This window comes from Acidithiobacillus ferriphilus (genome assembly GCF_018854775.1).
Lineage (GTDB): Bacteria > Pseudomonadota > Gammaproteobacteria > Acidithiobacillales > Acidithiobacillaceae > Acidithiobacillus > Acidithiobacillus ferriphilus.
In genome coordinates this window covers 1-24762 of record NZ_JAAZTY010000093.1, presented here as the reverse complement: position 1 = coordinate 24762, position 24762 = coordinate 1, and the positions used below count along the sequence as shown (strand labels likewise).

Here is a 24762-nt window from a genome sequence, read left to right as displayed (position 1 = left end):
CCCCGCCGCTGCCCGCGCCTCAGAACCGACCCGGCTGTGAGTCGTGCTGGCGGGGTGGGTAATGGTGGTCTTGGCATCGCCGAGATTGGCGGTCAAGGAGAGCAGGCGCAGGGCATCCGCAAAGGCCCAGGCCGCAGTCTGCCCACCATGCAGATCAAAGGACAGAATGGCACCCGGCAGGCGTTGCTGACGCGCCGCCAGGGCTTGCTGGGGATGGCTCTTAAGGCCTGGATAATAGACCCGTGCCACCTCCGGCCGTGCCTCCAACCATTCGGCAATCTGCTGGGCATTGGCGCAATGACGCTCCATACGCAACCCGAGAGTCTCCATACCTTTGAGTTGCACCCAGGCGTTGAAAGGGCTGAGACTTGGGCCTGCCGTGCGCACGAAATTGCGTGGCCCGCTGTTGAGCAGTTCGGTACTGCCGCAAACCGCCCCGCCCAGGGTCCTCCCCTGCCCGTCCAGATATTTGGTGGCAGAGTGAACGACCAGATCAGCGCCAAACTTGAGAGGCTGCTGCAAGGCCGGGGTACAAAAACAGTTGTCCACCACCAGCCAGGCATCATGGGCATGGGCCAGATCCGCCAGTGCCTGTATATCGCCAATCTCGGCAAGCGGATTAGAAGGTGTTTCAAGGAAGAGCATCCGGGTATTGGGACGCAGTGCCGCATGCCACGCCGTCACATCCGCCAGCGACACAAAACTGGTCTCCACCCCGAAGCGGCCGAGAATATTGCTGAGCAGTTGCGCCGTCGTACCAAAAATAGAGCGGGAGGCGACGATATGATCGCCCGCCTTGAGCATCCCCATGAAGACCGTCAAGCAGGCGGCCATGCCAGAGGCCGTGGCGACACAAGCTTCCGCACCCTCCAGCGCGGCAAGCCGCTCTTCAAAAGTACGTACGGTGGGATTGGTGAAGCGCGCATAAATATTCCCCGGAGCCCGTCCGGCAAAGCGCTCCGCGGCCTCTTCTGCCGAGTCGAAAACGAAACTGGAAGTCGGAAAGATGGCTTCGCTGTGCTCCTGCTCCTGAGTGCGGTGAATACCGGCGCGAATGGCGAGGGTCTCCGGGCGGAGATGCGCCGCCCAGTCCGGGTTGGAATCCTGAGAGTTCATCGCAACTCCTCGATCAGATGCAACTGACGCGAGCCATGTCCTTCCGGCGTCGGCAATGGATAATCGTCACTAAAACAGGCGTCACAGAAACCCTGCCCACACCCGCCCACGGCTTCATAAAGCGCCTCCAGACTAATGTAGCCCAGGCTGTCGGCACCAATGATTTTACGCACCTCTTCAATAGTGTGCTGGGCCGCGATGAGCTGGGAGCGATCCGGGGTATCGATGCCATAATAGCAGGGTCCGGTCGTGGGTGGCGCACTGACCACGAAATGCACCTCACGCGCGCCGGCAGCCCGCACCAGACTGACAATTTTAGCGCTGGTCGTGCCCCTGACGATGGAATCATCCACCAGGACCACCCGCTTACCACGCAGGATGTTGGGCTGGGCATTGAGCTTGACCTTCACTCCGAAATCACGACCGCGCTGTGCCGGTTGAATGAAGGTGCGGCCCACATAGTGATTGCGGATCAGACCCAGCTCGAAGGGCAGACCGGAGGCCTCGGCATAGCCCATGGCCGCCGCAACGCCGGAATCAGGAACGGGCACCACCAGGTCCGCCTCCCGCGGGTGCAGGCGTGCCAGCGCCTGACCAATGCGTTTGCGCGCTGAATACACATGAACACCGTCCAGGACGCTATCCGGACGGGCGAAATAGATATATTCAAAGACGCACATGCGCCGACCGACGGGCGCAAAGGGCTTGCGGCTCTCGATGCCTTCTTTGGAAATGACGATCAACTCTCCCGGCTCAATGTCGCGGACGAACTCCGCCCCCATCAGGTCGAGGGCGCAGGTCTCGGAGGCCAGCACAAAGCCCCCGGAATCAATCAGACGCCCCAGCACCAACGGACGAAAGCCCATGGGATCACGCACCCCGATCAGTCGGCTCTCCGTCAGGCAAACCAGCGAGTAGGCACCGGAAACCTGCTGCAGCGCCGCCGCGAGCCGGGTCCCCGTATCGTCGCCCGGTACCCGCGCCAGCAGATGGACGACGACCTCGGTGTCCATATCCGTGTGGAATATGGCCCCTTCCCGCTCCAAACGAGTGCGGAGTTCAGCCGCATTGACCAGGTTACCGTTATGACCGACGGCAAAGGCGCCATGACGATAATTGATGAATACCGGCTGGGTATTCCGTAGTACCGACCCCCCCGCGGTGGAGTAGCGCACATGACCGATCGCCTGATCACCGGGCAGCTTGCCAATCTGCTCCAACCCGAAGACATCGGCTACCCGCCCCATACCGCGCTGCACATAAAGCTTGCCCTGATCGCCAGAAACGATACCCGCCGACTCCTGCCCCCGGTGCTGCAGAGCATAGAGGCCGAGATAAGTCAGATTGGCAGCTTCCGGATGACCGAATACGCCAATGACCCCGCATTCATCATGAAAATGGTCATCATCTACGGCATGCTGCACCACATTGTCATTTTGCAATTTTTTGCGACTCCAGATAAGACACGGCAGGTGCCGTCAACGATTGCGACCAGTGTTTCACCGGCTCCTGTGCCAACCAGGAACTCTCCCACCAAGGAGACTGGGACAAGGCCGAGGATTGCACCAAGGTGACCACAATGGCAATCAACACCAGCCCCCGCAAGAAACCGAAGAAAGTCCCCAAAAAGCGGTCCGTCGCCCCGAAACCAATGCCATATAATAGCTTACGGACCAAGAAAGCGCACAGAGTACCAATGATCAGGCAAGCAAAAAAGAGGATAAAAGAAGCTAGCGGCACCCTCCAGCCTGCGGGGATCTGCGACGACAACCTGGGCGCCAGCCAACTTCCGCCCCAATTCCACGCCACATAAAATCCGCCAACCCATGCTACCAGTGAAAAAAACTCGCGCACCATTCCGCGAAAAAGCCCCCAGATGGCGGAAAGCACCACCAGGCCTACGGTAGCGGCATCTACCCAGAACATCATGCCGGGTCACTCTGCAGCCACGCCATAGGCAACTGCTTGACGAGGTGAAAAGAACCAAAGCAGAGCAGAATATCGCCGCCCGCCAGAGTCGTTCTTGCCGCCACCAATGCCTGTTCCATGCCCGCACCTGCGGATAATACTGTTGTCGCATTCATCCCCTCAAGCACAGCGCCGAGTTGCGTCGCCGCAGCCGCCCGCGGGGTACCGGTAATCTCCAGCACATACCAAGCATCCACCCAGTGCAGCAGGGGCGCAAGCGTCCCAGCCATATCTTTGTCAGCAAGCATGCCGACAATGGCGTGACAACGCGCGGCACCCTTTCGCGCTGCCAGCAATGCCGCTAGCTGCCGCCCCGCCTGGGGGTTATGGGCGACATCCACCAGCAAATCAGGACCGTCCTTCCCCCAGGGACGACGCCATTGGCAGCGTCCCGGCAACTCCGGCGCCCGCGTCCATGCGGAGATGGCCGAAGCGGGCACCGGCAGCTTTGCCTCCAACAAAGACAGTGCCGCTACCGCCAATGCCAGATTGGCCCATTGTGACGGTGCCGCCCACAAGGGTGCGGGCACCTGTTTTTCTTGCCCGAATCCCGACCATTTCCCGCGCAGAGGATCAATATGGAAATCCCGCCCCAACTGCTGCAGGGGCACGTCAGCGCGTACCGCCGCTGCCAATACCGAAACGCAGGGGTCTTCCGCATCCCCATAGAGGGCCGGCACCTTACGACGGAAGATACCGGCCTTTTCCCGACCGATGGATGCGCGATCGGGCCCCAGCCAGTCCTGATGATCCAGGTCCACGGTGGTTACGATACTACAATCAGGGGTAAAGGCATTGACCGCATCCAGACGCCCCCCCAAACCGACCTCCAGAATTGCCACATCGACCCCTGTGGCCAACATCATCCGCACCGCGGCGAGGGTCGCAATCTCAAAATAGGTGAGCGGAATCTGGCGTGCTGTGTCGGCTATTTCTGCAAGTAGTCGGTGCCAGAGGGACTCAGATGCAGGCCGGCCATCCAGCCGCAAACGTTCAGTAAATTGCCAAAGGTGCGGGCTGGTATAAGCACCAACGCGATAGCCCGCCTGACGATAGAAGGCCTCCAGATAAGCTACCGTGGAGCCCTTGCCATTGGTGCCCCCTACCAAAATCACCGGCATGGGCAAACGCACGGGAATATTCAGCGCCGCTAAAGCGGCCAGCATCCGCTCCAGACCCATGACAATTTGCTCGGGTGGCCCGGCGAGCTCAGCGACCCGATCACTGAGGGTATCTGGCAAAGACACCACCGGCTACATCCGCCCCCGTATCCGGCGCTTAATACGCGCTCTCGGCATGAGTCAGCATCCTCAGCATCTCGCTCACCACCGTGCGCATCTGGCGACGATCGACAATCTGGTCAATGGCGCCGTGCTCGAGCAAATACTCCGAGCGCTGAAAACCCTCCGGCAGTTTTTCACGGATGGTCTGCTCGATCACCCGCGGTCCGGCGAAGCCGATCAGGGCCTTGGGTTCCGCAATCAGGATATCCCCCAAAGTGGCCAGACTGGCAGAAACACCGCCCATAGTCGGGTCGGTGAGCACCGAGATGAAAGGAATCCCCGCCTTGGCCAGTCGCTCCACGGCGGCTGAAGTCTTGGCCATCTGCATCAGGGAAAAAAGTCCTTCCTGCATCCGTGCCCCACCGCTGGCACTGAAGCAGACCAGTGGACAACGTTCCGTCAGCGCCGTCTCCGCCGCCTTGGCAAAGCGGGCGCCCACCACCGAGCCCATACTCCCGCCCATAAACTCAAAGGCAAAGGCGGCGACCACCACCGGGCGCCCATTGAGGAGGCCGCGCATCACCACCAGGGCATCTTTCTCTCCGGACTTGGCTTGGGCTTCCTGCAGTCGATCCTTATAGCGCTTCTGGTCCTTGAAGCGCAGGGGGTCCACCGGGATGTATTCCTTCGCGATCTCCAGGCGGGGCTCCGCATCGAGGAAAAAATCCAGACGCTGCCGGGCACTGATCCGCTGATGGTGTCCGCAGTGGGGGCAGACGAAAAGGTTCTCCTCCAACTCCGTGCGGTAGAGCACCACCTGACAGGTGGGGCACTTGGACCACAAGCCCTCGGGTACGGTACGCTTATTTTCGGTTGCGCTGGGGGTCGCTATGGGCGCCTTTTTTATTTTGGGCGGCAGCACCCGATCGAACCAACTCATACACCTCTCCTTTCCGTTGTTCGCACGGCCTGGGCCAGCGGCTCGATAAAGCGGGTGGCCGCCGCAATGGCTTCCTGATCCGTCATGCACTCCGCCAGTTGGTCAACCAGCGCACTGCCGACAACCACCGCGTCAGCGCCGACCGCCACCCGCGCCACCGTCGCCGCATCGCGAATGCCAAAACCGATGGCGACGGGCAGACCCAGTTGTCGGCGCAGATCCTGTACCCGTTGCAAGACTTCCGTCCAGTCCGCCTGGGCCGCGCCGGTAATGCCACGCAGGGAGACATAATACACAAAACCGCTGCCCATACCGCGGACGGTCGCCACGCGTTCCGGGCCACTGGTCGGCGCCAGCAGGAAAATGGGATCAACACCCTGCTGCCGGAGGACGGCGGCTTCGCCGCGTCCCTCTTCCGGGGTCAGATCGACCAGGATGACCCCATCCACCCCCGCCGTCGCGGCGGCCTCGGCGAACAGGGTTACACCCATGGCTTCCACCGGATTCAAATACCCCATAAGGATGATGGGCGTGTGGCTGTTGGTCATGCGAAACTCGCGCACCCACTCCAGGACCATGCGCAGTTTCACCCCCCGCGCCAGCGCCCGCTCACTGGCGCGCTGGATGCTGGGACCATCGGCCATGGGGTCGGAAAAGGGCATCCCCAGTTCGATGGCATCGACTCCGACAGCGACCAGCGCGTGCATCAGGGGCACGGTCGCGGTCAGCGAGGGGTCACCCGCCGTCATAAAAGGAATGAGGGCGGCACGACCCGCATCCTGGAGTTGGACAAACAACCCGGCCAGACGACTCATAAATGAATCCCCTCGAGAGCGGCGACGGTATGAATATCCTTATCGCCTCGCCCGGACAGGTTAACAATGATGGTCTGATCAGGGCGCATGGTCGGCGCCAGATGGAAGGCATGGGCCAGCGCATGAGCGCTTTCCAGTGCCGGGATAATGCCCTCGGTGCGGCACAGCCGATGGAAGGCGGCCAGCGCTTCTGCATCGGTAGCGGCCACATACTCTGCCCGCCCGATATCCTTCAGATAGGCATGCTCAGGCCCCACCCCCGGATAATCCAGCCCCGCCGAGATGGAGTGCGTCGGCAGAATCTGGCCGTCCTCATCCTCCATCAGGTAGGTCCGGTTACCGTGCAGCACCCCTGGACGTCCGGTGGTCAGCGGAGCGGCGTGTTGTCCGGTGCCGAGTCCCAGCCCGCCCGCTTCGACACCGATCATCCGCACCGCCTTGTCTTCGATAAAGGGATAAAACAGACCAATAGCATTGCTGCCCCCACCCACACAGGCGATCAGGCAATCAGGGAGCCGTCCTGTCAGTTCGAGGCACTGGGCCCGAGCCTCGTCACCGATCACCCGGTGAAATTCCCGCACCATGACCGGATAAGGATGCGGTCCCGCAGCCGTCCCAATTACGTAAAAAGTGCTTTCGACATTGGTTACCCAGTCACGCAAGGCTTCGTTGAGCGCATCTTTCAGGGTACGCGTACCACTGCTTACCGCCGCCACCTGCGCGCCCAGCAAACGCATGCGAAACACATTGCTGGACTGTCGCTGGATATCCTCTTCGCCCATATACACCAAGCATTCCATACCATAGCGGGTCGCTACCGTCGCTGTGGCTACGCCATGCTGCCCTGCGCCCGTCTCGGCAATTACCCGTTTTTTGCCCATACGCCGGGCGAGCAGAGCCTGACCGACGGCATTATTGATTTTGTGTGCACCGGTGTGGTTAAGGTCTTCCCGCTTGAGGTAAATCTGCGCCCCCCCCAGTTCCCTGGAGACACGCGCCGCATGACAGAGCGGATTGGGACGACCGACAAACTGACGCAACTCATTGTGCAACTCGGCACGAAACTCCGGATCCCGTTGCGCCTCCTGGTACGCATGCTCCAGTTCCGCCAACGCCGGAATCAGCGTTTCTGCAACAAAACGCCCGCCGTAAGGCCCATAGTGCCCGAATGCGTCCGGCAAAGCATAGGTTTCCATTTTCTCTCCCTCAGGCACCGCGCACCCGCGCAACAAATTGCGCCATTTTGTCATGATCTTTGCGTCCGGGCGACATCTCCACCCCGCTGCTCACGTCTACCGCATAAGGCCGGGCGATGGCGATAGCTTCGGCAACATTTCCGGCATTCAGCCCGCCAGCCAAAATCCAGGGCTTACCCAGATCCGATAACCGCCACCAGTCGAAGCTCTGGCCCGACCCCCCCCAGACTCCCGGCACTGCGCAGTCCAGCAATAGTCCTTGCGCGTCATGATAAGCATCCACAGCGGGTCGCAGATCTTGCGCCGCCGTCACCCGCACTACCTTGATATAAGGCCGGTCAAAACTGCGACAGAAGGATGGTGATTCATCGCCATGAAATTGCAGGACATCCAAAGGGTATTGCTGCAGAGTTGCGGCCACTTCGGTAGCATCCGCGTTGACAAAAAGGCCAACACGGGTGATGAAGGGCGGCAAGGCCGTGAGAACTTCCTGGGTCCGCGCAGCATCCAAAGCCCGCGGGCTTTTACGATAGAATACCAGTCCGATGGCATCCGCACCGACGACCGCCGCCGCGCGCGCGTCCGCTGCATTCGTGATACCGCATATCTTGATACGTACCATCAGCGCATTCTAACACCGCGGCATGCAGAAAGCATGAGTGCGGTTATCCGGTCGCTCCCGTTAATGCCCCATCAAAAAACCGGCGTCCACCGCATCCACCGGCAGCCCGAACTCCGCAGGGTAACGCGGCGCCACAAAATAGAGGCCGCTCGGTGGGGCCGTAACGCCGGCCTGACAGCGATCGCAACTGGCCAACACCTCTGCTGCCCAACCCACGGGTCGGTCACCTTTGCCTACGGCAATCAGCACACCCGCAAGATTACGCACCATGTGATGCAAGAAACCATTAGCCTCGGCATCAATGGCGATCAGATCGCCCCGACGCGTGACTTGCAGTCGGCACAAATTCCGTATGGGGCTTTTGGCCTGACAGGCAGAGGCGCGAAAGGCGGAAAAATCATGGGTACCCAGTAGGGTTTGCGCTGCCACCTGCATGGTTTGCACATCCAAAGGGCGATATATCCAAGCCGTGTGGTTCCGCCATAGTGCTGGTTTTTCACGCTGATTGAGAATCATATAACGATAACGCCGCGCCATGGCGGAAAAACGGGCGTGAAAATGATCCGGGACAGCCTGGGCCCAACGCAGTGCCACGCCTTTGGGTAAGCAGGTGTTGGCACCACGTACCCAGGCCTCGGGGGGACGCACGACCGGGCTGTCAAAATGCACCACCTGACACAGGGCATGCACCCCCGTATCGGTACGCCCGGCGACGATGACGGTGATCGGACACTGGGCCACATGACTCAGCGCTGTTTCCAGAACACCTTGCACGCTTTCCTGATCCGACTGGCGTTGCCAGCCACAGAATCCATGGCCATCGTATTCAAGCCCCAAGGCCCAGCGGGTGCCAGACATTGGCATAACGGATTCCATCACCAAGCGCGGCTTAAAGCGTTTTCAGCAACTGCCTGGCTTCTTCCTGCTGAGCGCTGCTGCCTTCCCGCGTCACTTCCATGAGCAAATCGCGCGCCGATTCGCCCTCTCCCATTTCCATATAGGCCTTGGCCAGATCGAGCTTGGTGCCGACCGCATCCCAATCCGCAACATCCTTGGCAGCATATGCTTCCCCGGCGGCTGGGGTTTCCCACGCGGCGAGCGATTCTTCTGAATTTGAATCGATATCCAGCGTCTCATTGGTCTCGCGTGTCTCATCCATCAACCGGAACTGCTCGTCAATGTCTTGCAGAAGCCGGGCTTTCTCCTCCGGCGGGAATGCTTCTTCTGCCGCTGCGGTCGGCTCCACTGGAGCATCGTCAAAGTGGAAATCCAGCACATCCAAGGGAGCATGTGCCGCGGACTCTTCCACAGGCTCAGCAGGCGACAATGTCTCATTAACAGGTTCGGAAACTATCGCCGTCGCCTCCTCCGCGGAGCTGGCAAAGAGCGCATTGCCGGGGAAAAGCCGTGCCCCTTGCAAGGCCACTTCCTGCCACGCAGCATTATGCGGTCCGAAACGCCCCCGCATGCGTTCAGCGAGATCCAGATACGCCTCATGGCGATCCAGATTGGCATAAATATCGAGCAGTTTGACGTACAACTCCTTACGCCGTGGGTTCGCTTCGAGAGATTCGTTGAGCACGGAAACTGCCTGTTCCGCTTTACCGTAGGTCAGGTAGAGATCGGCCTGTTCAAGCGGATCAACTTCCGCGCCGACGTATGCATCCTTGGCGCTTTCCTCCGGATGATTTGCAGATACGGCACGACTTGGCAGGGCATCGTGTACGGGGGTGCCGACCGCGGCAGGCTGGATACTCGACGGAGACGATACAACGGGGATAGGCGCAGGCGCCGCACTAGGCGCCGGCGTGGGAGACTGGGGTTGCGGACTCGCCCCTTTCGGTGCTGCGCTCAAAGTAGAAATTCGCTGCGCAATCTCGCGCTGGCGCCGTTCCGCCTCTTTTTGACGACGCAGCATCCAGAGAAACAAAAGCAGCAGCAGAATATTGCCGCCCACCGATACGAGCAGCGGAAAGTCATTAAAAAATCCGCTGTTATCCGTCGTCCGGGAAAGGGTCGCGAGTTGCACTTCCTGACTGGCCAGCAGCCGCGTCTCTGCGTTCAGGCGCTGCCCCAGGCTGGCCACTTCGGCCATCAATTTTTGCTTGTCATCACGAAGTACCGTATCCGCCATCGGCAATTGACCTGTTGTGGCAACGGATGTGGCGCTGGCTACAGCAGCGCTAGCCGCAGGCGCACTGGAAAGTACCAGATGCGTCGAGTTGCCGGCGGTTTTCACCGCTGCTGGCACAGCAGCGACCGGTACAGAAGCAGGGGGCATTGCAGCAGGCGCAGCAGCAACAGACGCACTGTTTCCTGCGCGCTGAGCAGACAACCAAGCGCTGGCCTGCGCGGGCGAAACGGACTGCACCTGGGCCAGACTGGGCACCATCAGCATGCTTCCGGCATAAAGATAGGCAGGATTGCCGCCCTTAAAGGCCCGCGGGTTGGCCTTCACCAGAGCGGCCATGACCTGGTCGAGGGTGACCGCGCTACTGCGTGTGATATCTTGAGCCGCCTGGAACAGAGATCCATTGACCGGCACCGGACCATAACGGTTCACCCTGGACCAACCATGATAGATGCGGGCAGGTACTGCGCGGCGGTCGGGCTGCGGCATTGTCGGCGAGGTGCTGTGCTGCGGAGCAGACATCATCATGGTTCGGGGTGCGGAAACAACGTTGGCTCCAGCGTTGTATGCGGCGTATTCACGCACCATCTGCCCTCCCGACCAATCCATCTGCACCAGAAAATGCAGCGCTGGTTGGGTCAGTGGCAGTGGACTACTGATCAATATGGCCGGTCTATCGCCACTTCGCACCGTAAAATGCCAGTGATCCAGCACGCTCGCCTTGGGAAGATTGATCATTGCGAAGGCGCTGGCAGGTGCCAGACCGGCACTGAGACTCGCTTCACTTTGCGGATTCAACGACTGTATGGAAATCTCTGCACGAAAGGGTTCTCCCGGCGCCGAAAGCACATGCAGCCCGCCAAGCCCCAGCGCCTGCGCCATGCCCGGCAAGAGGAGACCCATGCCAGCCATGACCCACAACCAGTTCTTCCTATCCATCATTATCTTCCTCGTTTTGGTAACAGACGCGCAGTTCGGCAAACAATGGGATTGCCCATAACATTCCTATAAATAGTCGCGAACCAGCAACTCTGCAATCTGTACACTGTTCAGCGCCGCCCCTTTGCGAATATTGTCAGCCACTACCCAGAAATTGATTCCACGTTCATGGGAGCAATCGCCGCGAATGCGACCTACATAGGTGGCATCCTGCCCCGCCGCATCCAGCGCTGAGGGCCAGGTAGCGTTGCTGCGATCATCGACGACAACGACACCCGGCGCCTTTTCCAACAACGTGCGGACGGCCTCTGGCGTAATCAGTTCACGGGTTACCACATTGACTGCTTCGGAATGGCCGTAAAACACGGGCACTCGCACACAGGTGGCGGTCAGCGCGATATCTGGAATCTCCAGGATCTTACGACTCTCCCAAAGCATTTTCATCTCTTCCTTGGTGTAGCCGTTCTCCTGAAAAACATCTATTTGCGGCAGACAGTTGAAGGCAATCCGCTTGGGGAAGATCTCGGCAACACCCTCTTCATGACGAAAAATCGCCAGGGTTTGCTGCCCCAGTTCTTCAATGGCCCGCCGGCCCGCACCGCTGACCGCCTGATAAGTCGCGACCACCACGCGCTCGATGCCCGCCACGTCGGCGATGGGTTTTAGCGCCAGTAGCATCTGGATAGTCGAGCAATTGGGGTTGGCGATAATACCGTGGCGCCGGTAATCGGCAATCCGCTGCGGGTTCACTTCGGGCACCACCAACGGAATTTCGTCGTCATAGCGGAACTGAGAGGTGTTGTCGATGACCACACACCCGGCGGCCACCGCCTTTGGGGCATACTCCGCGCTGACCTTGGCACCGGCAGAAAACAGCCCTATATCGGCCTGCGACCAGTCAAAAGTCGCCGCATCGCACACCAGAACCTGCTTACCCATGAAGGACAGGCGCCCCCCCGCCGAATGGCTGCTGGCCAGCAGATAGAGTTTATCCACCGGAAACTTCCGCTGCTCGAGAATTTGTAGCATGACCTCACCAACAGCTCCGGTAGCTCCCAGAATAGCCACGTTGTATCGTGATTTTTGCATCTGCGTATCAATCCTTCAGGTTCAGGGCGTTGACCACCGCGGCACCCATGGCTTTGGTGCCGATTACCGGCGTTCCCGGCGCTGCAATATCCGCAGTGCGCAGGCCCTGATCCAGCACTCGCTGCACTGCCGCCTCCACCCGTTGCGCCCAGGGTTCGGCGTTGAGGGAATGCCGCAGCATCATCGCCACGGATAGAATCGTGGCCAGGGGATTCGCCTTGTCCTGCCCGGCGATGTCCGGCGCCGAGCCATGGATGGGTTCATACATCGCCCGTCCCTCGCCCAGCGAGGCCGAGGGCAGCATACCGATGGAACCGGTCAATTGACTGGCCTCGTCGGAAAGAATGTCGCCGAACATATTGCCGGTCAACAGCACGTCGAACTGTGCCGGGGCGCGGATCAGTTGCATGGCGGCATTATCCACATACATGTGGCTGAGCCGCACATCGGGATAGTCCCGCGCCACCTCGGTGACCACCTCGCGCCACAGACGCGTGGTCTCCAGGACATTGGCCTTGTCCACCGAGCACAACTGCTTGCGACGCCCCTGGGCAGCGCGGAAGGCCACATGAGCGATACGGCGAATTTCATCCTCGTCATAGACCATGGTGTTAAAGCCGCGGCGCTTGCCGTCGATGACCTCCAGACCGCGTGGCTGGCCGAAGTAGATATCCCCGGTCAGCTCGCGCACCACCAGGATATCGACGTCGCGCACCAGCTCCGGGCGTAGGGGCGAGGCATCCAGCAACTGCGGAAAAATCTGTGCGGGACGCAGGTTCGCATAAAGGTCCAGGCCTTTGCGCAGACGCAGCAGTCCCTGTTCCGGGCGCTTGGCGGGTGGATACGCGTCCCAGCGGGAGCCGCCCACCGCACCCAAAATGACTGCATCCGCCGCCATGGCCAACTGCAAAGAGGCCGCCGGCAAGGGATCATCGCTGGCATCCAGCGCGGCCCCGCCCACCAGGCCTTCGGTACAACGCAGGCCAAGGTGGGCGGCCTGATCCACTGCATCCAGCACTTGCCGGGCGGCTGCCACGATTTCCGGACCGATGCCGTCACCGGCGAAGATGGCTATTTTTTTCATACCAGATCCTTTTTCATCACCACGCGAATAATAAAAGGGTTTTCCGTCCCCGGATGGGGGTTTTCGGGAATATGGGTAAAGGGATAGACCCCGGCACCGAGACCGTGGGTATCGGCGTTGACGATGGCCTGATCTTCCGGCGTGGCCGTTTCCGGTTTCAGTAGAGTCAGGCGCAATCCCACCGCGCCTTCGCGCTGCCGGGCGGCTTCCACATACATGCGCCGGGTAATCTCGGCGTGCAGCACCCGAAAAAAACGCGCCACGGTGTCAGCATCCACGCCAAAGCGCACCCGCAATCCGGCCCTTGCCGCCAATTGCTGGGCGCTGACGCGCGGCATGTCCCGGAGGAAGTCACCACTCCGCGCCGTCTCCAGCAGAATTTGACGCAGCTCGGGATTTTCCGGCAACAGACCGAAACCGTTGTAGTGCAAAATAAAAAGGGGCTCCGGCAAGGGGAGTTCCGCCACCCGGTCCTGCGCCGGGATACCCGCATCTATCACGACTCCGCTGGGCGGGGCGACAGGCTCCGTCCTGCCCCGCAACCAATTCCACATAACCGCTCCGGGTTTTACTCAGAAAAGAATTGTGGAAGGATAGCATAGGCATTACCAGCAAGGCACGACACCCGTGAACCCATCCATCAGCACCCCACCCCCCTTATACAGACCCAACGCACGGAACGCACACCAACGGCTACCGGTCACCGGAATCATTCTGGCCGGTGGCGCCGGTCGGCGCATGGGTGGGGCGGATAAAGGCTGGCTGGACTGGCAGGGAAAACCCCTGATTGAGGAGGCCATTGCCATCCTGCACGGGGATTGTACCGACATCGTCATCAGCGCCAACCGCAATCTGGAGCGTTATGCACAATGGGGGTATCCGCTCGTCTCTGATCCGCTGGCAGATTTTCAGGGTCCGCTCATGGGCCTGGCCGCCGGGATGCGTGCCGCGACACAGGACTGGGTAGCCAGTATCCCGGTAGACAGTCCCTATTTACCCCAGGATATCGTGCGCCGTATGTGGCAGGCCAAAGGCGGGCATGACCTGGTGGTGGTGCGCAGCGCCGACCATTGGCACGCAGTCATCTGTCTGTGTCGCCGCGCTCTGCTGCCCCAGCTGCAGCGTTATCTGGATGGCGGCGGGCGGCGAGCGCAAGGCTGGTTTCAGGACCTCTCTTTTGCCGGTCTTACCCTGCCCGCCGACTTGCTGCGTAACTGCAATCATCCAGAGGATATGACATGAAAACGCTCTGTGTAGTAGGATATAGCGGTAGCGGTAAGACCACCCTGCTCTGCGCCCTGATTCCCTTGCTACGCGGATATGGACTGAAGGTCGCCGTCGTCAAGTCGACTCATCATGATGTGGACTGGGATGTACCGGGAAAAGACAGTTACCGTTTACGGGAGGCAGGTGCGGATGCCGTATTACTGCAGGGTCCGAAACACTGGTTTATGAGCCGGCCCGCGCCGACTGAAGTCAGCCTGGAGACCATCAGCGCCAGCCTGCAACCACTGCCAGACCTTCTCCTGATGGAGGGGAACAAGGCACTGGCGGTGCCGAAAATCGAAGTGCACCGGCCCAGTCTCGGGCGTCCCCTGCTTGCAGCAGATGACCCCTGCATCATGGCCGTAGCGACAGATAGCGTTCTGGACATTCCCGGCGTTCAACTGGACCTGAATACGCCATCCGCCATCGCGCGATTCATCCGGCAATGGATAAAAAAGGAAGATTAAACATGGCTCACTGTTGTGGTGGTAACGAACATGATTCCCTGGCTAAAAGTGTCGCCGATGCACGGGATACCATCCTCGCGGCCAGCCTGCCGGTGCAAGGTACCGAAAGCATCCATCTCGGCAATGCGCTGGGGCGGGTGCTGGCCACGGACATTCATGCCCCTGCCAACGTGCCCGCCTGGTCCAATTCGGCCATGGATGGCTACGCCCTGCGCAGCATTGACGGCGATGCCGTACGATGCATCATCGGCCAGTCCTTTGCCGGACATCCCTTCAAGGGGCATGTCGGTGCCGGTGAGTGTGTACGTATCATGACCGGTGCCATGGTCCCGGAAGGCGCGGATGCCGTGCTCATTCAGGAGCAGGCAGAAGTCCACGCTGATCAGGTCACTCCGCAGGTGGTCAGCAAGACGGGAGCGAACATCCGCCAACCCGGTGAGGATCTGCAGGCCGGGACCCTGGCCCTGGAAGCCGGAACCTGGCTGCGTCCCGCCCAAATCGGGCTGCTCGCCAGTCTGGGCGTTGCTGAACTCGCCGTATATCGCCGTCTGCGGGTCGCATTTTTCTCTACCGGCGATGAGTTGCGCCCACTGGGCAGCGCGCTGGGTTCAGGACAAATCTACGACAGTAACCGTTACGCCCTGCACGGCATGCTGCAACGCCTCGGCTGTGAAATCCTCGATCTCGGCCGTATCGTCGACGATCCTGAGCAGATCGAAGCGGTCCTGCACAGCGCCGCAACCATGGCCGACATGGTGATCAGCACCGGCGGCGTCTCCGTGGGCGACGCCGACTACATCGCCGAACTCCTCGGTCGCCTCGGCACCATCAATTTCTGGAAAATAAACATGAAACCCGGGCGTCCTCTGGCTTTCGGACAACTCGGCGATGCCACATTTTTTGGTCTGCCTGGCAACCCCGTTTCCACCATGGTGACTTTTTACCAGTTTGTGCGCCCCAGCATCCTCAAGCGCATGGGCAAAGCGGCACCCTGGACCGCCCCGCTGGTACAGCTTCCTTTGGCAGAGGATCTCCAAAAAAAGGGGGGACGCACCGATTTCCAGCGCGGTCGGCTGCTGCTGACCCCCAGCGGGCTACAGGTAACGGGGATTGGTCAGCAGGCCTCCCATATCATGAGTGGAATGGCCCATGCCGACTGTCTGATCATTCTCGCGGCCGAAGCGGAGCATGCCAAAGCCGGCAGCCTGGTCGACATACAGTTGCTGGAAGGGCTCGTCTAGGCTGGCTTAATCCAGACCATGACGCGCCCTGTAGGGCGTCGAGTGGCTGAGATGAAAGCGGAAGTTGTCAGCGTAGAGCTGCTGTAGTGCGGGATTTCCCCGAAATATCAGGAGATTCTCGGCGTTGGCCTGCTCTGCCGCCTTGCTGAAATTAAAGCTGCCCGTGATCAGCGTCCCCGAATCGATCACCATCACCTTGTTATGGGCAATAGCGTGCTGGTCATCAACGTAAACGGGCACACCCTGGTTGGCGAAAAAATCGGCCACCGAATATTTCTGGGTACGCTGGCTTTTATCCAGCACCACCTTCACCTCGACCCCCCTTTTGGCGGCGTTGAGCACGGCCTTGGCGATCGGCGCGCTGGTGAAGCTGTAGGCCTGCACCCAGATCCGTTGCTTCGCCTCGCCAACTGCCTGCACAATGGCCGCTGTCGCCCCGCCCGGCGGCGAGAAAGCCACCTCAATCGTCCCCTGCGCCGACACTGTCGCGGGCAGGCGCGGTACCGTGGCGGTGGCCGCTGACCACTGATTTTGACTCCAACTCTTTAACGATTGCCAGGTACCGGCACTGTCAGCATGTGCTGCGGCGGCGATAGATGCCAGCAACAGTCCATAAACCAGCACACTGCTCGCCCGCTGCGGACCGCGCATTGACCTGGATTTTCCTTTTACATTCATCCGCACGATTTGCTGGATTTCACCTTTGCCCTGCTGGGATTCGCGGCATTGGCAATAGGGCTCAGTCACCACGGGATTCGCCTGATGGCTTATTATGGCCGGCACGCTTGACGCATGCAGATCGCTATTCCGTGACAATTCGGCCCTTTCCATTGAGTTTGACCTGGTACATACGGTTGTCGGCCAGCTTGACCAAGTCGCTCCAGTTTTTGCCGTTTTCGGCTTGTAATTCGGCAATGCCCCCGCTCATCCCTATGGGTTGCCCGTCCGGCTTCTGCACGGTGCATCCGTCAAGGATGACCTGCAGGCGCGCCTGGGCCTGTCCGGAATTCGCATAGGGCATCACTATCACAAACTCTTCACCGCCCCACCGTATCACGGCATCGCCCGTCCGTACTCCGGATTGCAGCAGTTGTGCCACCTCCTGAAGTACCCGATCCCCCATCTCGTGTCCCCAATTGTCATTAACTCCCTTGAAGTTATCCACATCCAGCAAAACGACAGAAAGCGCGTGGGGATGGCGTTCCGCCTGGGCAAACAGCAGGGTCAACAGATTTTCACCGGCACGTCGGTTAAGCAACCCGGTCAGGGGATCCGTAGAGGATTGCACGAAGAGTCTTTTCATACTTTGAAGCTGGCTCATGGCGGCCAGGGCGGCAATACTGGCTACCAGTGCCAGATCGATGAGTTCCGGTAGAATGCGCGGATCCTCCTGCAACCATAAGGGCAGCGCAAAAGCCGTAAGCAGGGAAAGGGTGAAAGCCAGGGTTTCCAGCAGAACCATGGGAAATATGCCTACACCTGCCATAAGTATAAAGGGTAGAAAATTATATTTTTCGAAGTATTCCGTCCCGCCATTCAGTTGGGTATGGGCAAGTAACACGTGTGAAAAAAGGAAGAAAAAAGCGGGAATCAAAAAGAGCATGACCATAGCCAACCGGGCGTGCCGCGGTGTTGGACGGCACCTGCAAAAAAAGGCCAATACGGCAAACGCCACGGCCACGACGATTCGTCCGCTATCGAGAAGGATGAACAGAGGATGGGGGAGCAGCAGCGCATCCGCAACGATCCGGAATGGGGCGAGAATAGCCAGCAGGGCGGCAATGATGCGGACACGGGAGAGGATGAAACGTGCCCGTTCGCGCTGGAAAAGACGGGGGTGATGGCGGCTGGAAAAGAGATCTCGCCATTCTCCCGGGGTCAGGAGGAGAAACGATTGTATGGAACGCGGAACGGCTGCCACTATGGCGCTATCGGACATGCGCATGGCCGGTGGATAGTCGTGGAAACCTCATAATCAGCGTATTCTCTGGCAAAGGATGACGTAGTGGAGGCGAAGCTACGCGACCCATCCGACCACATCGGATGTTTTCACGTATACAGCCTGACGTACCGCCAAATTATCACCTTTATTCCAAGACATATCCATCCGGCAGCGAGGATTGAGCCCCTGCGGCGATGAAGGCTATCCTTTTGGATCGGCACTGCCGAGGAAATGACCAGTTTCTAAGCACATGGCGAATCACTGACTTGCCCTGAAAGAAAGGAGATACATGATGATATTTCGACAGATGTTTGAAGCGGAATCCTCTACTTATACCTACCTGTTCGGTTGTACTCAGACGGGACAGGCGATCCTGCTGGATCCCGTACTGGAAACCATGGAGCGGGATTTGCAAGTGCTTCAGGCGCTGGGTCTGCACCTGGTCTACACCCTGGAGACCCACATTCATGCCGATCATGTCACCAGCGCATACAAGCTCAAATCGGTTGCCGGAAGCCGGATTGCCGGTCCGGCCATGGATCAGCTTCCCTGCACAGATTTTGGGACCATGGAGGGACAAGCATTCAGAGTAGGCACCCTCACCTTTTCTCCACTGTTCACACCCGGACACACCGACACCCACCATAGTTATTTGCTGAGTGAGGGCGATAGTCAACGAGTATTTACGGGCGACGCGCTGCTGATTGATGGCTGCGGACGCACCGACTTTCAGAATGGCGATGCAGCCACTCTTTATCGGTCGATCCGGGATAAGTTATTCAGCCTGCCGGACGAAACCCTGATCTATCCAGCGCACGATTATCAGCATCGACACGTTTCTTCTGTGGCACAGGAAAAAGGGCGGAATCCCCGGCTGGCGGGCAAAAGCGTGAAAGAGTTCCAGGACATTATGGCGAACCTGAATCTGGCCTATCCAAAAAAAATAGATTATGCGGTTCCCGCCAACCGACAGTGCGGTGAGTGCCCTACCGAACTGCCAGAGAATATGCGGCGTTTGTGTGACCCCTCTCCACAGGGATAATAGATCTGAGATCTGGGCTATGGATTTGGCGGACCGCCACTCAAGCCCCGATGCGTAAAGGAATGCGCTTGCGTCCGAAACTCCCCGGCCGGGCCTCGAAATGTCCGGCAATAGAATGGCCACAATGGGGACAACGACTCCCCGGAGTCAGGTGATAAGACAATATCTGATACCAGTCGCGGACGATCAATGCCGCCCCGCATCCGGGACAAAAAGTGGTGTCGCCCTCCTGATCGTGCACATTTCCGGTATAGACATAATGTAAACCCACCTCCATGGCCACGCGGCGTGCCTGCACGAGGGTATCTGCCGGTGTGGCGGGGACATCTGGCATTCGGTAGTCTGGATGGAAAGCAGAGAAATGCAGCGGCACGTCGGGACCCAGATGCTCCATAATCCACTCCGCAGCCGCACGGATTTCCGCCTCGGAGTCATTATGGCCCGGAATAAGCAACGTAGTTATTTCCAGCCAGGTCTGGGTCTCTTTGACAATATACTCCAGCGTTTCTAACACGGGAGCCAGATGCGCTCCCGTCAGCTTGAAGTAAAATTCGTCGGTAAAGGCCTTGAGGTCGACGTTGGTTGCGTCCATTTTGGCGAAAAACTCCGCCCGCGGCTGCGCGTGGATATAGCCAGCGGTAACGGCCACGGTCTTAATGCCGGCGGCATGGCAGGCGTCCGCCGTATCCATGGCGTATTCGGCAAAAATAACCGGGTCATTATAGGTAAAGGCCACACTTTTGGCAGCCAGCGACAGGGCAGTTGCCGCGATGCCCGCAGGACTCGCCTGGTCCTGGAGCCGGTCCATCTCGCGAGACTTGGAAATATCCCAGTTCTGGCAGAACTTGCAGGCCAGGTTGCAGCCCGCCGTACCGAAAGAGAGCACACTGCTGCCGGGGTAAAAATGATTCAGGGGTTTTTTCTCAATGGGGTCCATGCAAAAACCCGAGGAACGCCCATAGGTGCTGAGGACCATGGTATTGCCCTTCCGCATCCGCACAAAGCAAGCCCCGCGTTGCCCTTCCTGCAGGCGGCAATCGCGCGGACAGAGGTCACACTGAATGCGTCCATCTGCGAGACTATGCCAGTAGCGGCCGGGATGCGTTATAAGCGCTTCTTTATCCATCGCTCTTTCTGTCTACGGTCGGCCCTTCACGCCATTTCTCGACCATATAGCGGTACACCTCTATGTTTACAGACCAGAAATCCGCAGGCAGGCCCGCCTTGTGCTTCAGCGCACGCAGAAATTCCCGTGGCTGGGGGAGTTCGTCCCATACCTGCGGGAGAAAGGTGCCGCGATGCACCCCATGGCTTAAAACCAACCCATCCTGATGGGGTTGTATTTGCTGCAACAGGCTCTCTTCGTTGTCAAAATGCATACGTTGCAGCGAAGAAAGTAATGAAACCTCCACCTCCACCTGTGACCACTCCTCCGCGCTCATCGGCGGGAAACGCGGGTCTTCGAAGGCCGCCGCCAGGGCGTTGGCGCGCAGGTCCACCCCAAGGGGACGGTAGGCTTGCAGGCTGCCGATGCAGCCTCGCAAGCCCTGAGGTCCAGTCAGCGTCACAAAGGTCGCACCGGGCCGCTGCGCCCAGTTCGGAACAGCCGCCAACTCAGCGGGCAAACCCAACGCCCCGGCAATCGTAGCGCGGGCCAAATGCAACAGGACTTTCCCGGCTTCCGGTGGAAGCCCACTGGTCTTTTCATCAGCATCCTGCATGGTCACGGCTTTCTCCGTAAAAAGCTACCGCGGCATAGCCCACCACCGCATCACGGGACCCCGCCGTATCACCCGAGTTACACAGCCCCACCAGACGTGGATGCAGGTGGTGCTTGCGGGCGACCGGGAGAAAGCCATTGATGGGCGTAGCGCCGCAAGCCTGCTCGTGCTCTATGGGTGTGGACTCGAAGTGCAATATTTCCTGCACCGTATGGCGGTCTATCGCACGGGCTTCGGCGTAGGGATGGTAGTGAGAGAGGTCGGAGCTGATAACGATGACTGTCTCCTCGCCACCCCAGAGCTTCTCCAGAACCTCCGCCACCGCCTCTGGTCGGGCATCTCCCACCACCAGAGGAATGACGCTGACGCCATCCAGCACTTCCTGAATAAAAGGCAATTGCACTTCCAGGGCATGTTCCTGGGCGTGCGCGGTCGGCATTTCCCGGACCTGGGGCAACCCGGCCAGTGCCTCCACCCCCGCCGGATCCACCGCGACATTACCCAGCGGCGTTTGCATGGCCTGGACCCCAGGAAGAGCGAGACCGCGGAATGGCACACGATGCGCCGGCCCCAGAAGCGCCACCCGGCGGATGTGCCCCCGCCCCTTGGCCAACAGGGCGTAACCGGAAGCGGCTACCGCTCCCGAGTAGATGTAGCCCGCATGAGGAACGATAATGGCCTTGGGCCATGAGACAGCGGCCACTTCACCGGCATGTTCAGCCCTGGCCAGCAAACGCTCTACCTCGGTCCGCAAAACGGCAGCCTCGGCAGGATAAAAGGTGCCGGCCACCGCTGCCGGTCTGACGAGATTCATGAAATACCCCTTGGCCGCATAGGGCCAACATCTCCATATCACACTACATGAGGATGGGAAAGGATTTTTTCAAGCCCTGTTTTTCAAGCCAGCGGCAACCACCAGGCGAGCGCCAGCAGAGTCACCAAAAGCACCGGCGGTGTGATCAGCAGCCCAGTCCTCATATACTGGCCCCAGGTGATGGTGACCCCCTTGCGACCCAGCACATGCAACCACAATAAGGTGGCGAGACTGCCGATGGGTGTAAACTTCGGACCCAGATCACAGCCGATGATATTGGCATAGACCATGATCTCGTGAATCATGGGATCCGCTGCGGCTGGCGCGTGGTGAATGGCCAGTGCGCCCACCAATACCGCTGGCATGTTATTCATCGCCGAAGAAAGTAGTGCCGCCAGGAAACCCATACCCAGTGCCGCCGCGATCCGCCCATGCGCGCCAAACCAAAGCAGGGCCTGTGTCACATAGCCCGTCAATCCGGCGTTACGTAACCCGTACACCACCAGGTACATACCCAAACTGAAGACCACAATTTTCCAGGGCGCCTCCTGCAAAACCTTGCGTATGGGAATCTGCGCGCCGCGCCCACCCTGAAACCAGCGGCCAGCCAGGGCAAGCAGAATCAAGGCACCCGTAACAGTGACCACAGAGACGGGTATCTGCCACTGCGCGGTCACAAAATAGGCGATGAGCAACAAAATCAGCACCGGAAAGCTGGCACGGAACACCAGATGGTCTTTGATCGCCGTTGCCGGCTCCGGGAGATGCGCCGTGCCGTAATGCTGTGGCAACACCCGCCGAAATGCGATCCAGAGCACCAGCAGCGTCGTCGCCAACGCCACCAGATCTACCGGAATCATCACGAGGGCGTAGCGATCAAACGAAATATTGAAATAGTTGGCGCTGACGATATTAACCAAATTAGAAATCATCAGCGGCAGGCTGGTGGTGTCGGCGACAAAACCCGTGGCGATGACAAAGGCAAAGGTGGCGGCCGGGGTGAACTCCAGTTGCAGCAAAATGGCCATCACAATCGGGGTCAGGAGCAAGGCGGCGCCATCATTGGCAAAGACTGCAGCGATGGCCGCGCCGAGGATAACAATCAGCGGGAATAAGAGCCGCCCCCGCCCACCACCCCAACGCGCCACGTGCAGCGCCGCCCAGTGAAAAAAGCCCGCTTCATCCAGAATCAGCGAAATGATGATGAGAGCCACAAAGGTAAAAGTGGCGTCCCAGATGATGTGCCAAACTACGGGGATATCACTCCAGGTGATGACACCAGTCGCCAGCGCCAGCGCCGCCCCGCCCATGGCACTCCAGCCAATACTCAGCCCCTTGGGTTGCCAGATCACCAATATCAACGTTGCCAGAAAGATCAGTACCGCCAGCATGGGCCCGTCGCTCCGCAGAAGATTCAGCGCGTAGTCTTGACGAGCGGTCAGTTCATGTCAATATTTCCACGAAAGTTCGTGAGTTGATTTATGGATGCCACAGAACAACGGAATCGAATGGTACTTTGCTTGGAGGCACTCGCGTCGCCGGTACGGCTGGATATTTTCCGGTTCTTGGTGGAGCAGGAGCCTGTAGGCTTGGTATCTGGCGAAATTGCCGAGCATTTGGGGCAAACGCACAATGGTATTTCTTTCCATCTCAAGTCTCTGCAACATGCGGGACTGGTCACGGTACAGCGGGAGGGGCGCCACCAACGTTATCGCGCGGTCATGCCCGTAGTCTGGACCTTAGTGGCCTATCTCAGCGAAAATTGCTGCACAGCGGGCGTGGCACCATCAATGCAGACAGTGCCAAACGCAGAGGAAAATTGTGCTAGTCAGATTTCTTAATATGGCTCAGCATGTTCAGCAAGGTCTTGCGCAGTCGCTCGGCTGCTGTTTGGAGAATGCCGATCTCATTCGTTTCCGTCTGTTCTAGCGATTGTTCCAATCGCTCTCCCAGAGAAATTGCCCGCAGCCGCTGCGCCAATTCCACTACTGGAGCAAGAATGCGTCGCTCGACAAAGCGTTTCAGATTGAGTCCGATCAAGAAAAATACCAAAGCACTCAAGATCAGAGATGCACCGAGCGTAATCGCCGCGATGCGCAGCGTGCTTGTTACGTTGTAACCAAACACGGCCAGGCCCAGCGGTTTCTTATCATATCCCGTCAGAGGCATCACGAAGAGATGGTAAAACTCACCATCCTTAAGCCTGGCTATGCCACTGTAGTTCGCGCGCAGCATATGGGGATGTTGGGCAATATATTCCTGCAGATCAGGAGAGCTAACATAGCTAACCAAATTATTTCCCAGCATTTTTCCGTTAACACCATCAGGCGAAGCAGCGTTGTGATGGATCAGGACGGCAATACCGCTCCCTGGAATATCATGCAATATGCGGCCATATAACGAGGCAATGGGCAAACTGACCTGCGCAACCCCGATCGCAGTACCGTCACTGGAAAGCACAGGAGCAACACCACTTACAGAATAGCCAACAATCTTCAGCAGTCCCAGATTGGCCACTGGCAGGCCGGTCTTTATTACCTGAGAGATATCTGGACGAGGGATTATATGATCCCCAAAAAATGTTGGTTTATTAGCGCGATACAATACATGCTGGTTGGCGATAAAGACCACCACGGCGTGGCCGTATTGTGACTTGAGCACGCGATACAAGCTATCGGACTCTGCGCCAAGTTGAGTACGTTGACTCGCAGAAGGTGCGGTAGCAAAGGCAGCCACCACTCCTGGATTGCCTGCCAGAGCGCTGGCAGCGCCAAGGACTTGCTGCGCATAACCCGCTGTTAACTGATGAAACTCATTGCGTATGGCAGAAAGCTCCTGATCTTCCGCCTGACGAATCAGCAAGTACTGTCCCAATGCGAGAATACCAAGCACCAACACAGCATTAAGCAATACTGCGGGTATGAAGTGCCGCAAGAATTCCCGAGTCAATGTATTTTCGCGCGCCATCTTATTCTCCATCCAAAATATGCTCAATCATGATCAAGAAATATCTGGGAAAACGTGTCTTCATCAAGCCCATAGTGCCCGCGCTTTGCGGTCGGTGGCGGCGGTGGCGGCGGCGGTGGCGGCGGCGGTGGCGGTGGCGGTGGCGGCGGTGGCGGCGGTGGCGGCGGTGGCGGCGGTGG

The 24762-nt window shown here is 59.0% G+C and carries 25 protein-coding genes; 5 read left to right on the top strand and 20 right to left on the bottom strand.

The window, feature by feature from the left end:
• The 13 genes from HF921_RS07240 to HF921_RS07180 all read right to left on the bottom strand — a co-directional run.
• Positions 1 to 1116: O-succinylhomoserine sulfhydrylase (locus HF921_RS07240; RefSeq protein WP_215892703.1), on the bottom strand; the 1116-nt coding region annotated here is incomplete at its 3' end.
• Positions 1113 to 2558, bottom strand: a complete 1446-nt coding sequence (purF, locus tag HF921_RS07235; protein ID WP_064219614.1) for an amidophosphoribosyltransferase — start codon at positions 2556 to 2558, stop codon at positions 1113 to 1115. The genes HF921_RS07240 and purF, both read right to left, overlap by 4 nt.
• Positions 2548 to 3045 carry a CvpA family protein gene (locus HF921_RS07230; RefSeq protein ID WP_064219613.1) on the bottom strand — a complete coding sequence of 166 codons (498 nt, stop codon included), beginning with the start codon at positions 3043 to 3045 and terminating at the stop codon, positions 2548 to 2550. The genes purF and HF921_RS07230 overlap by 11 nt, the downstream gene beginning before the upstream one ends.
• On the bottom strand, positions 3042 to 4331 hold the full coding sequence (locus HF921_RS07225; protein ID WP_278667107.1) for a bifunctional folylpolyglutamate synthase/dihydrofolate synthase: 1290 nt from the start codon (positions 4329 to 4331) through the stop codon (positions 3042 to 3044). Before HF921_RS07225 ends, HF921_RS07230 begins: the two co-directional genes overlap by 4 nt.
• 31 nt (positions 4332 to 4362) lie before the next feature.
• Entirely contained in the window at positions 4363 to 5247 is an 885-nt protein-coding gene (accD, locus tag HF921_RS07220; protein WP_064219611.1) for an acetyl-CoA carboxylase, carboxyltransferase subunit beta, read from the bottom strand.
• On the bottom strand, positions 5244 to 6062 hold the full coding sequence (trpA, locus tag HF921_RS07215; RefSeq protein ID WP_215893585.1) for a tryptophan synthase subunit alpha: 819 nt from the start codon (positions 6060 to 6062) through the stop codon (positions 5244 to 5246). Before trpA ends, accD begins: the two co-directional genes overlap by 4 nt.
• A complete protein-coding gene (gene trpB, locus HF921_RS07210; RefSeq protein WP_215849596.1) occupies positions 6059 to 7258 on the bottom strand; it encodes a tryptophan synthase subunit beta in 1200 nt (399 codons plus the stop codon). Before trpB ends, trpA begins: the two co-directional genes overlap by 4 nt.
• Positions 7259 to 7268: 10 nt before the next feature.
• Positions 7269 to 7880 carry a phosphoribosylanthranilate isomerase gene (locus tag HF921_RS07205; protein WP_064218274.1) on the bottom strand — a complete coding sequence of 204 codons (612 nt, stop codon included), beginning with the start codon at positions 7878 to 7880 and terminating at the stop codon, positions 7269 to 7271.
• 60 nt (positions 7881 to 7940) lie between these two features.
• The gene (gene truA / locus HF921_RS07200) at positions 7941 to 8744 is read right to left on the bottom strand and encodes a tRNA pseudouridine(38-40) synthase TruA (RefSeq protein ID WP_226834381.1); all 804 of its coding nucleotides are present in this window, start codon (positions 8742 to 8744) and stop codon (positions 7941 to 7943) included.
• Positions 8745 to 8769: 25 nt separating this feature from the next.
• Positions 8770 to 10953, bottom strand: coding sequence for a FimV/HubP family polar landmark protein (locus HF921_RS07195; protein WP_215893584.1), 2184 nt, complete (start codon positions 10951 to 10953; stop codon positions 8770 to 8772).
• Between the two features lie 63 nt (positions 10954 to 11016).
• Positions 11017 to 12039 carry an aspartate-semialdehyde dehydrogenase gene (locus HF921_RS07190; RefSeq protein ID WP_064218271.1) on the bottom strand — a complete coding sequence of 341 codons (1023 nt, stop codon included), beginning with the start codon at positions 12037 to 12039 and terminating at the stop codon, positions 11017 to 11019.
• Positions 12040 to 12046: 7 nt separating this feature from the next.
• On the bottom strand, positions 12047 to 13123 hold the full coding sequence (gene leuB / locus HF921_RS07185) for a 3-isopropylmalate dehydrogenase (protein WP_215893583.1): 1077 nt from the start codon (positions 13121 to 13123) through the stop codon (positions 12047 to 12049).
• The gene (locus HF921_RS07180) at positions 13120 to 13677 is read right to left on the bottom strand and encodes a hypothetical protein (protein WP_215893582.1); all 558 of its coding nucleotides are present in this window, start codon (positions 13675 to 13677) and stop codon (positions 13120 to 13122) included. The genes leuB and HF921_RS07180 overlap by 4 nt, the downstream gene beginning before the upstream one ends.
• A 73-nt stretch (positions 13678 to 13750) precedes the next feature.
• Here HF921_RS07180 and mobA point away from each other — a divergent pair, with 73 nt between their 5' ends.
• Genes mobA through moeA form a run of 3 tightly spaced genes read left to right on the top strand, consistent with a single transcriptional unit; the run spans position 13751 to position 16097 of the window.
• Positions 13751 to 14365, top strand: coding sequence for a molybdenum cofactor guanylyltransferase MobA (mobA, locus tag HF921_RS07175; protein ID WP_215893581.1), 615 nt, complete (start codon positions 13751 to 13753; stop codon positions 14363 to 14365).
• Positions 14362 to 14856 carry a molybdopterin-guanine dinucleotide biosynthesis protein B gene (gene mobB / locus HF921_RS07170; protein ID WP_064218267.1) on the top strand — a complete coding sequence of 165 codons (495 nt, stop codon included), beginning with the start codon at positions 14362 to 14364 and terminating at the stop codon, positions 14854 to 14856. The genes mobA and mobB overlap by 4 nt, the downstream gene beginning before the upstream one ends.
• 2 nt (positions 14857 to 14858) lie before the next feature.
• The gene (gene moeA, locus HF921_RS07165) at positions 14859 to 16097 is read left to right on the top strand and encodes a molybdopterin molybdotransferase MoeA (RefSeq protein ID WP_064218266.1); all 1239 of its coding nucleotides are present in this window, start codon (positions 14859 to 14861) and stop codon (positions 16095 to 16097) included.
• A gap of 6 nt (positions 16098 to 16103) precedes the next feature.
• Here the strand turns inward: moeA and HF921_RS07160 are convergent, their stop codons facing one another.
• Together HF921_RS07160 and HF921_RS07155 are read right to left on the bottom strand one after the other, a co-directional pair.
• On the bottom strand, positions 16104 to 16748 hold the full coding sequence (locus tag HF921_RS07160; RefSeq protein WP_215893580.1) for a phospholipase D family nuclease: 645 nt from the start codon (positions 16746 to 16748) through the stop codon (positions 16104 to 16106).
• Between the two features lie 151 nt (positions 16749 to 16899).
• A complete protein-coding gene (locus HF921_RS07155) occupies positions 16900 to 18036 on the bottom strand; it encodes a GGDEF domain-containing protein (RefSeq protein ID WP_215893579.1) in 1137 nt (378 codons plus the stop codon).
• A gap of 292 nt (positions 18037 to 18328) precedes the next feature.
• Between HF921_RS07155 and HF921_RS07150 the strand changes: the two genes are divergently transcribed.
• Positions 18329 to 19081 (top strand): MBL fold metallo-hydrolase, encoded by a 753-nt coding sequence (locus HF921_RS07150; RefSeq protein ID WP_226824852.1) that lies wholly within the window; start codon positions 18329 to 18331, stop codon positions 19079 to 19081.
• Positions 19082 to 19121: 40 nt separating this feature from the next.
• Here HF921_RS07150 and amrS read toward each other — a convergent pair whose 3' ends face one another.
• The 4 genes from amrS to HF921_RS07130 all read right to left on the bottom strand — a co-directional run bounded on the left by amrS (position 19122) and on the right by HF921_RS07130 (position 23007).
• Positions 19122 to 20207, bottom strand: coding sequence for an AmmeMemoRadiSam system radical SAM enzyme (gene amrS / locus HF921_RS07145; protein WP_215893578.1), 1086 nt, complete (start codon positions 20205 to 20207; stop codon positions 19122 to 19124).
• Positions 20200 to 20802: an AmmeMemoRadiSam system protein A gene (amrA, locus tag HF921_RS07140; RefSeq protein WP_226834383.1), complete on the bottom strand. Its 603-nt coding sequence runs from the start codon at positions 20800 to 20802 to the stop codon at positions 20200 to 20202. The genes amrS and amrA overlap by 8 nt, the downstream gene beginning before the upstream one ends.
• Entirely contained in the window at positions 20789 to 21616 is an 828-nt protein-coding gene (gene amrB / locus HF921_RS07135) for an AmmeMemoRadiSam system protein B (RefSeq protein ID WP_215861261.1), read from the bottom strand. The genes amrA and amrB overlap by 14 nt, the downstream gene beginning before the upstream one ends.
• Before the next feature lie 83 nt (positions 21617 to 21699).
• On the bottom strand, positions 21700 to 23007 hold the full coding sequence (locus tag HF921_RS07130) for an arsenic transporter (RefSeq protein ID WP_215893577.1): 1308 nt from the start codon (positions 23005 to 23007) through the stop codon (positions 21700 to 21702).
• 117 nt (positions 23008 to 23124) lie between these two features.
• Here HF921_RS07130 and HF921_RS07125 point away from each other — a divergent pair, with 117 nt between their 5' ends.
• A complete protein-coding gene (locus tag HF921_RS07125; RefSeq protein WP_226817392.1) occupies positions 23125 to 23457 on the top strand; it encodes an ArsR/SmtB family transcription factor in 333 nt (110 codons plus the stop codon).
• Here HF921_RS07125 and HF921_RS07120 read toward each other — a convergent pair.
• The gene (locus tag HF921_RS07120; protein ID WP_215893576.1) at positions 23441 to 24583 is read right to left on the bottom strand and encodes a hypothetical protein; all 1143 of its coding nucleotides are present in this window, start codon (positions 24581 to 24583) and stop codon (positions 23441 to 23443) included. The two genes, HF921_RS07125 and HF921_RS07120, sit on opposite strands and share 17 nt — an antisense overlap.
• Between the last annotated feature and the right edge of the window lie 179 nt (positions 24584 to 24762).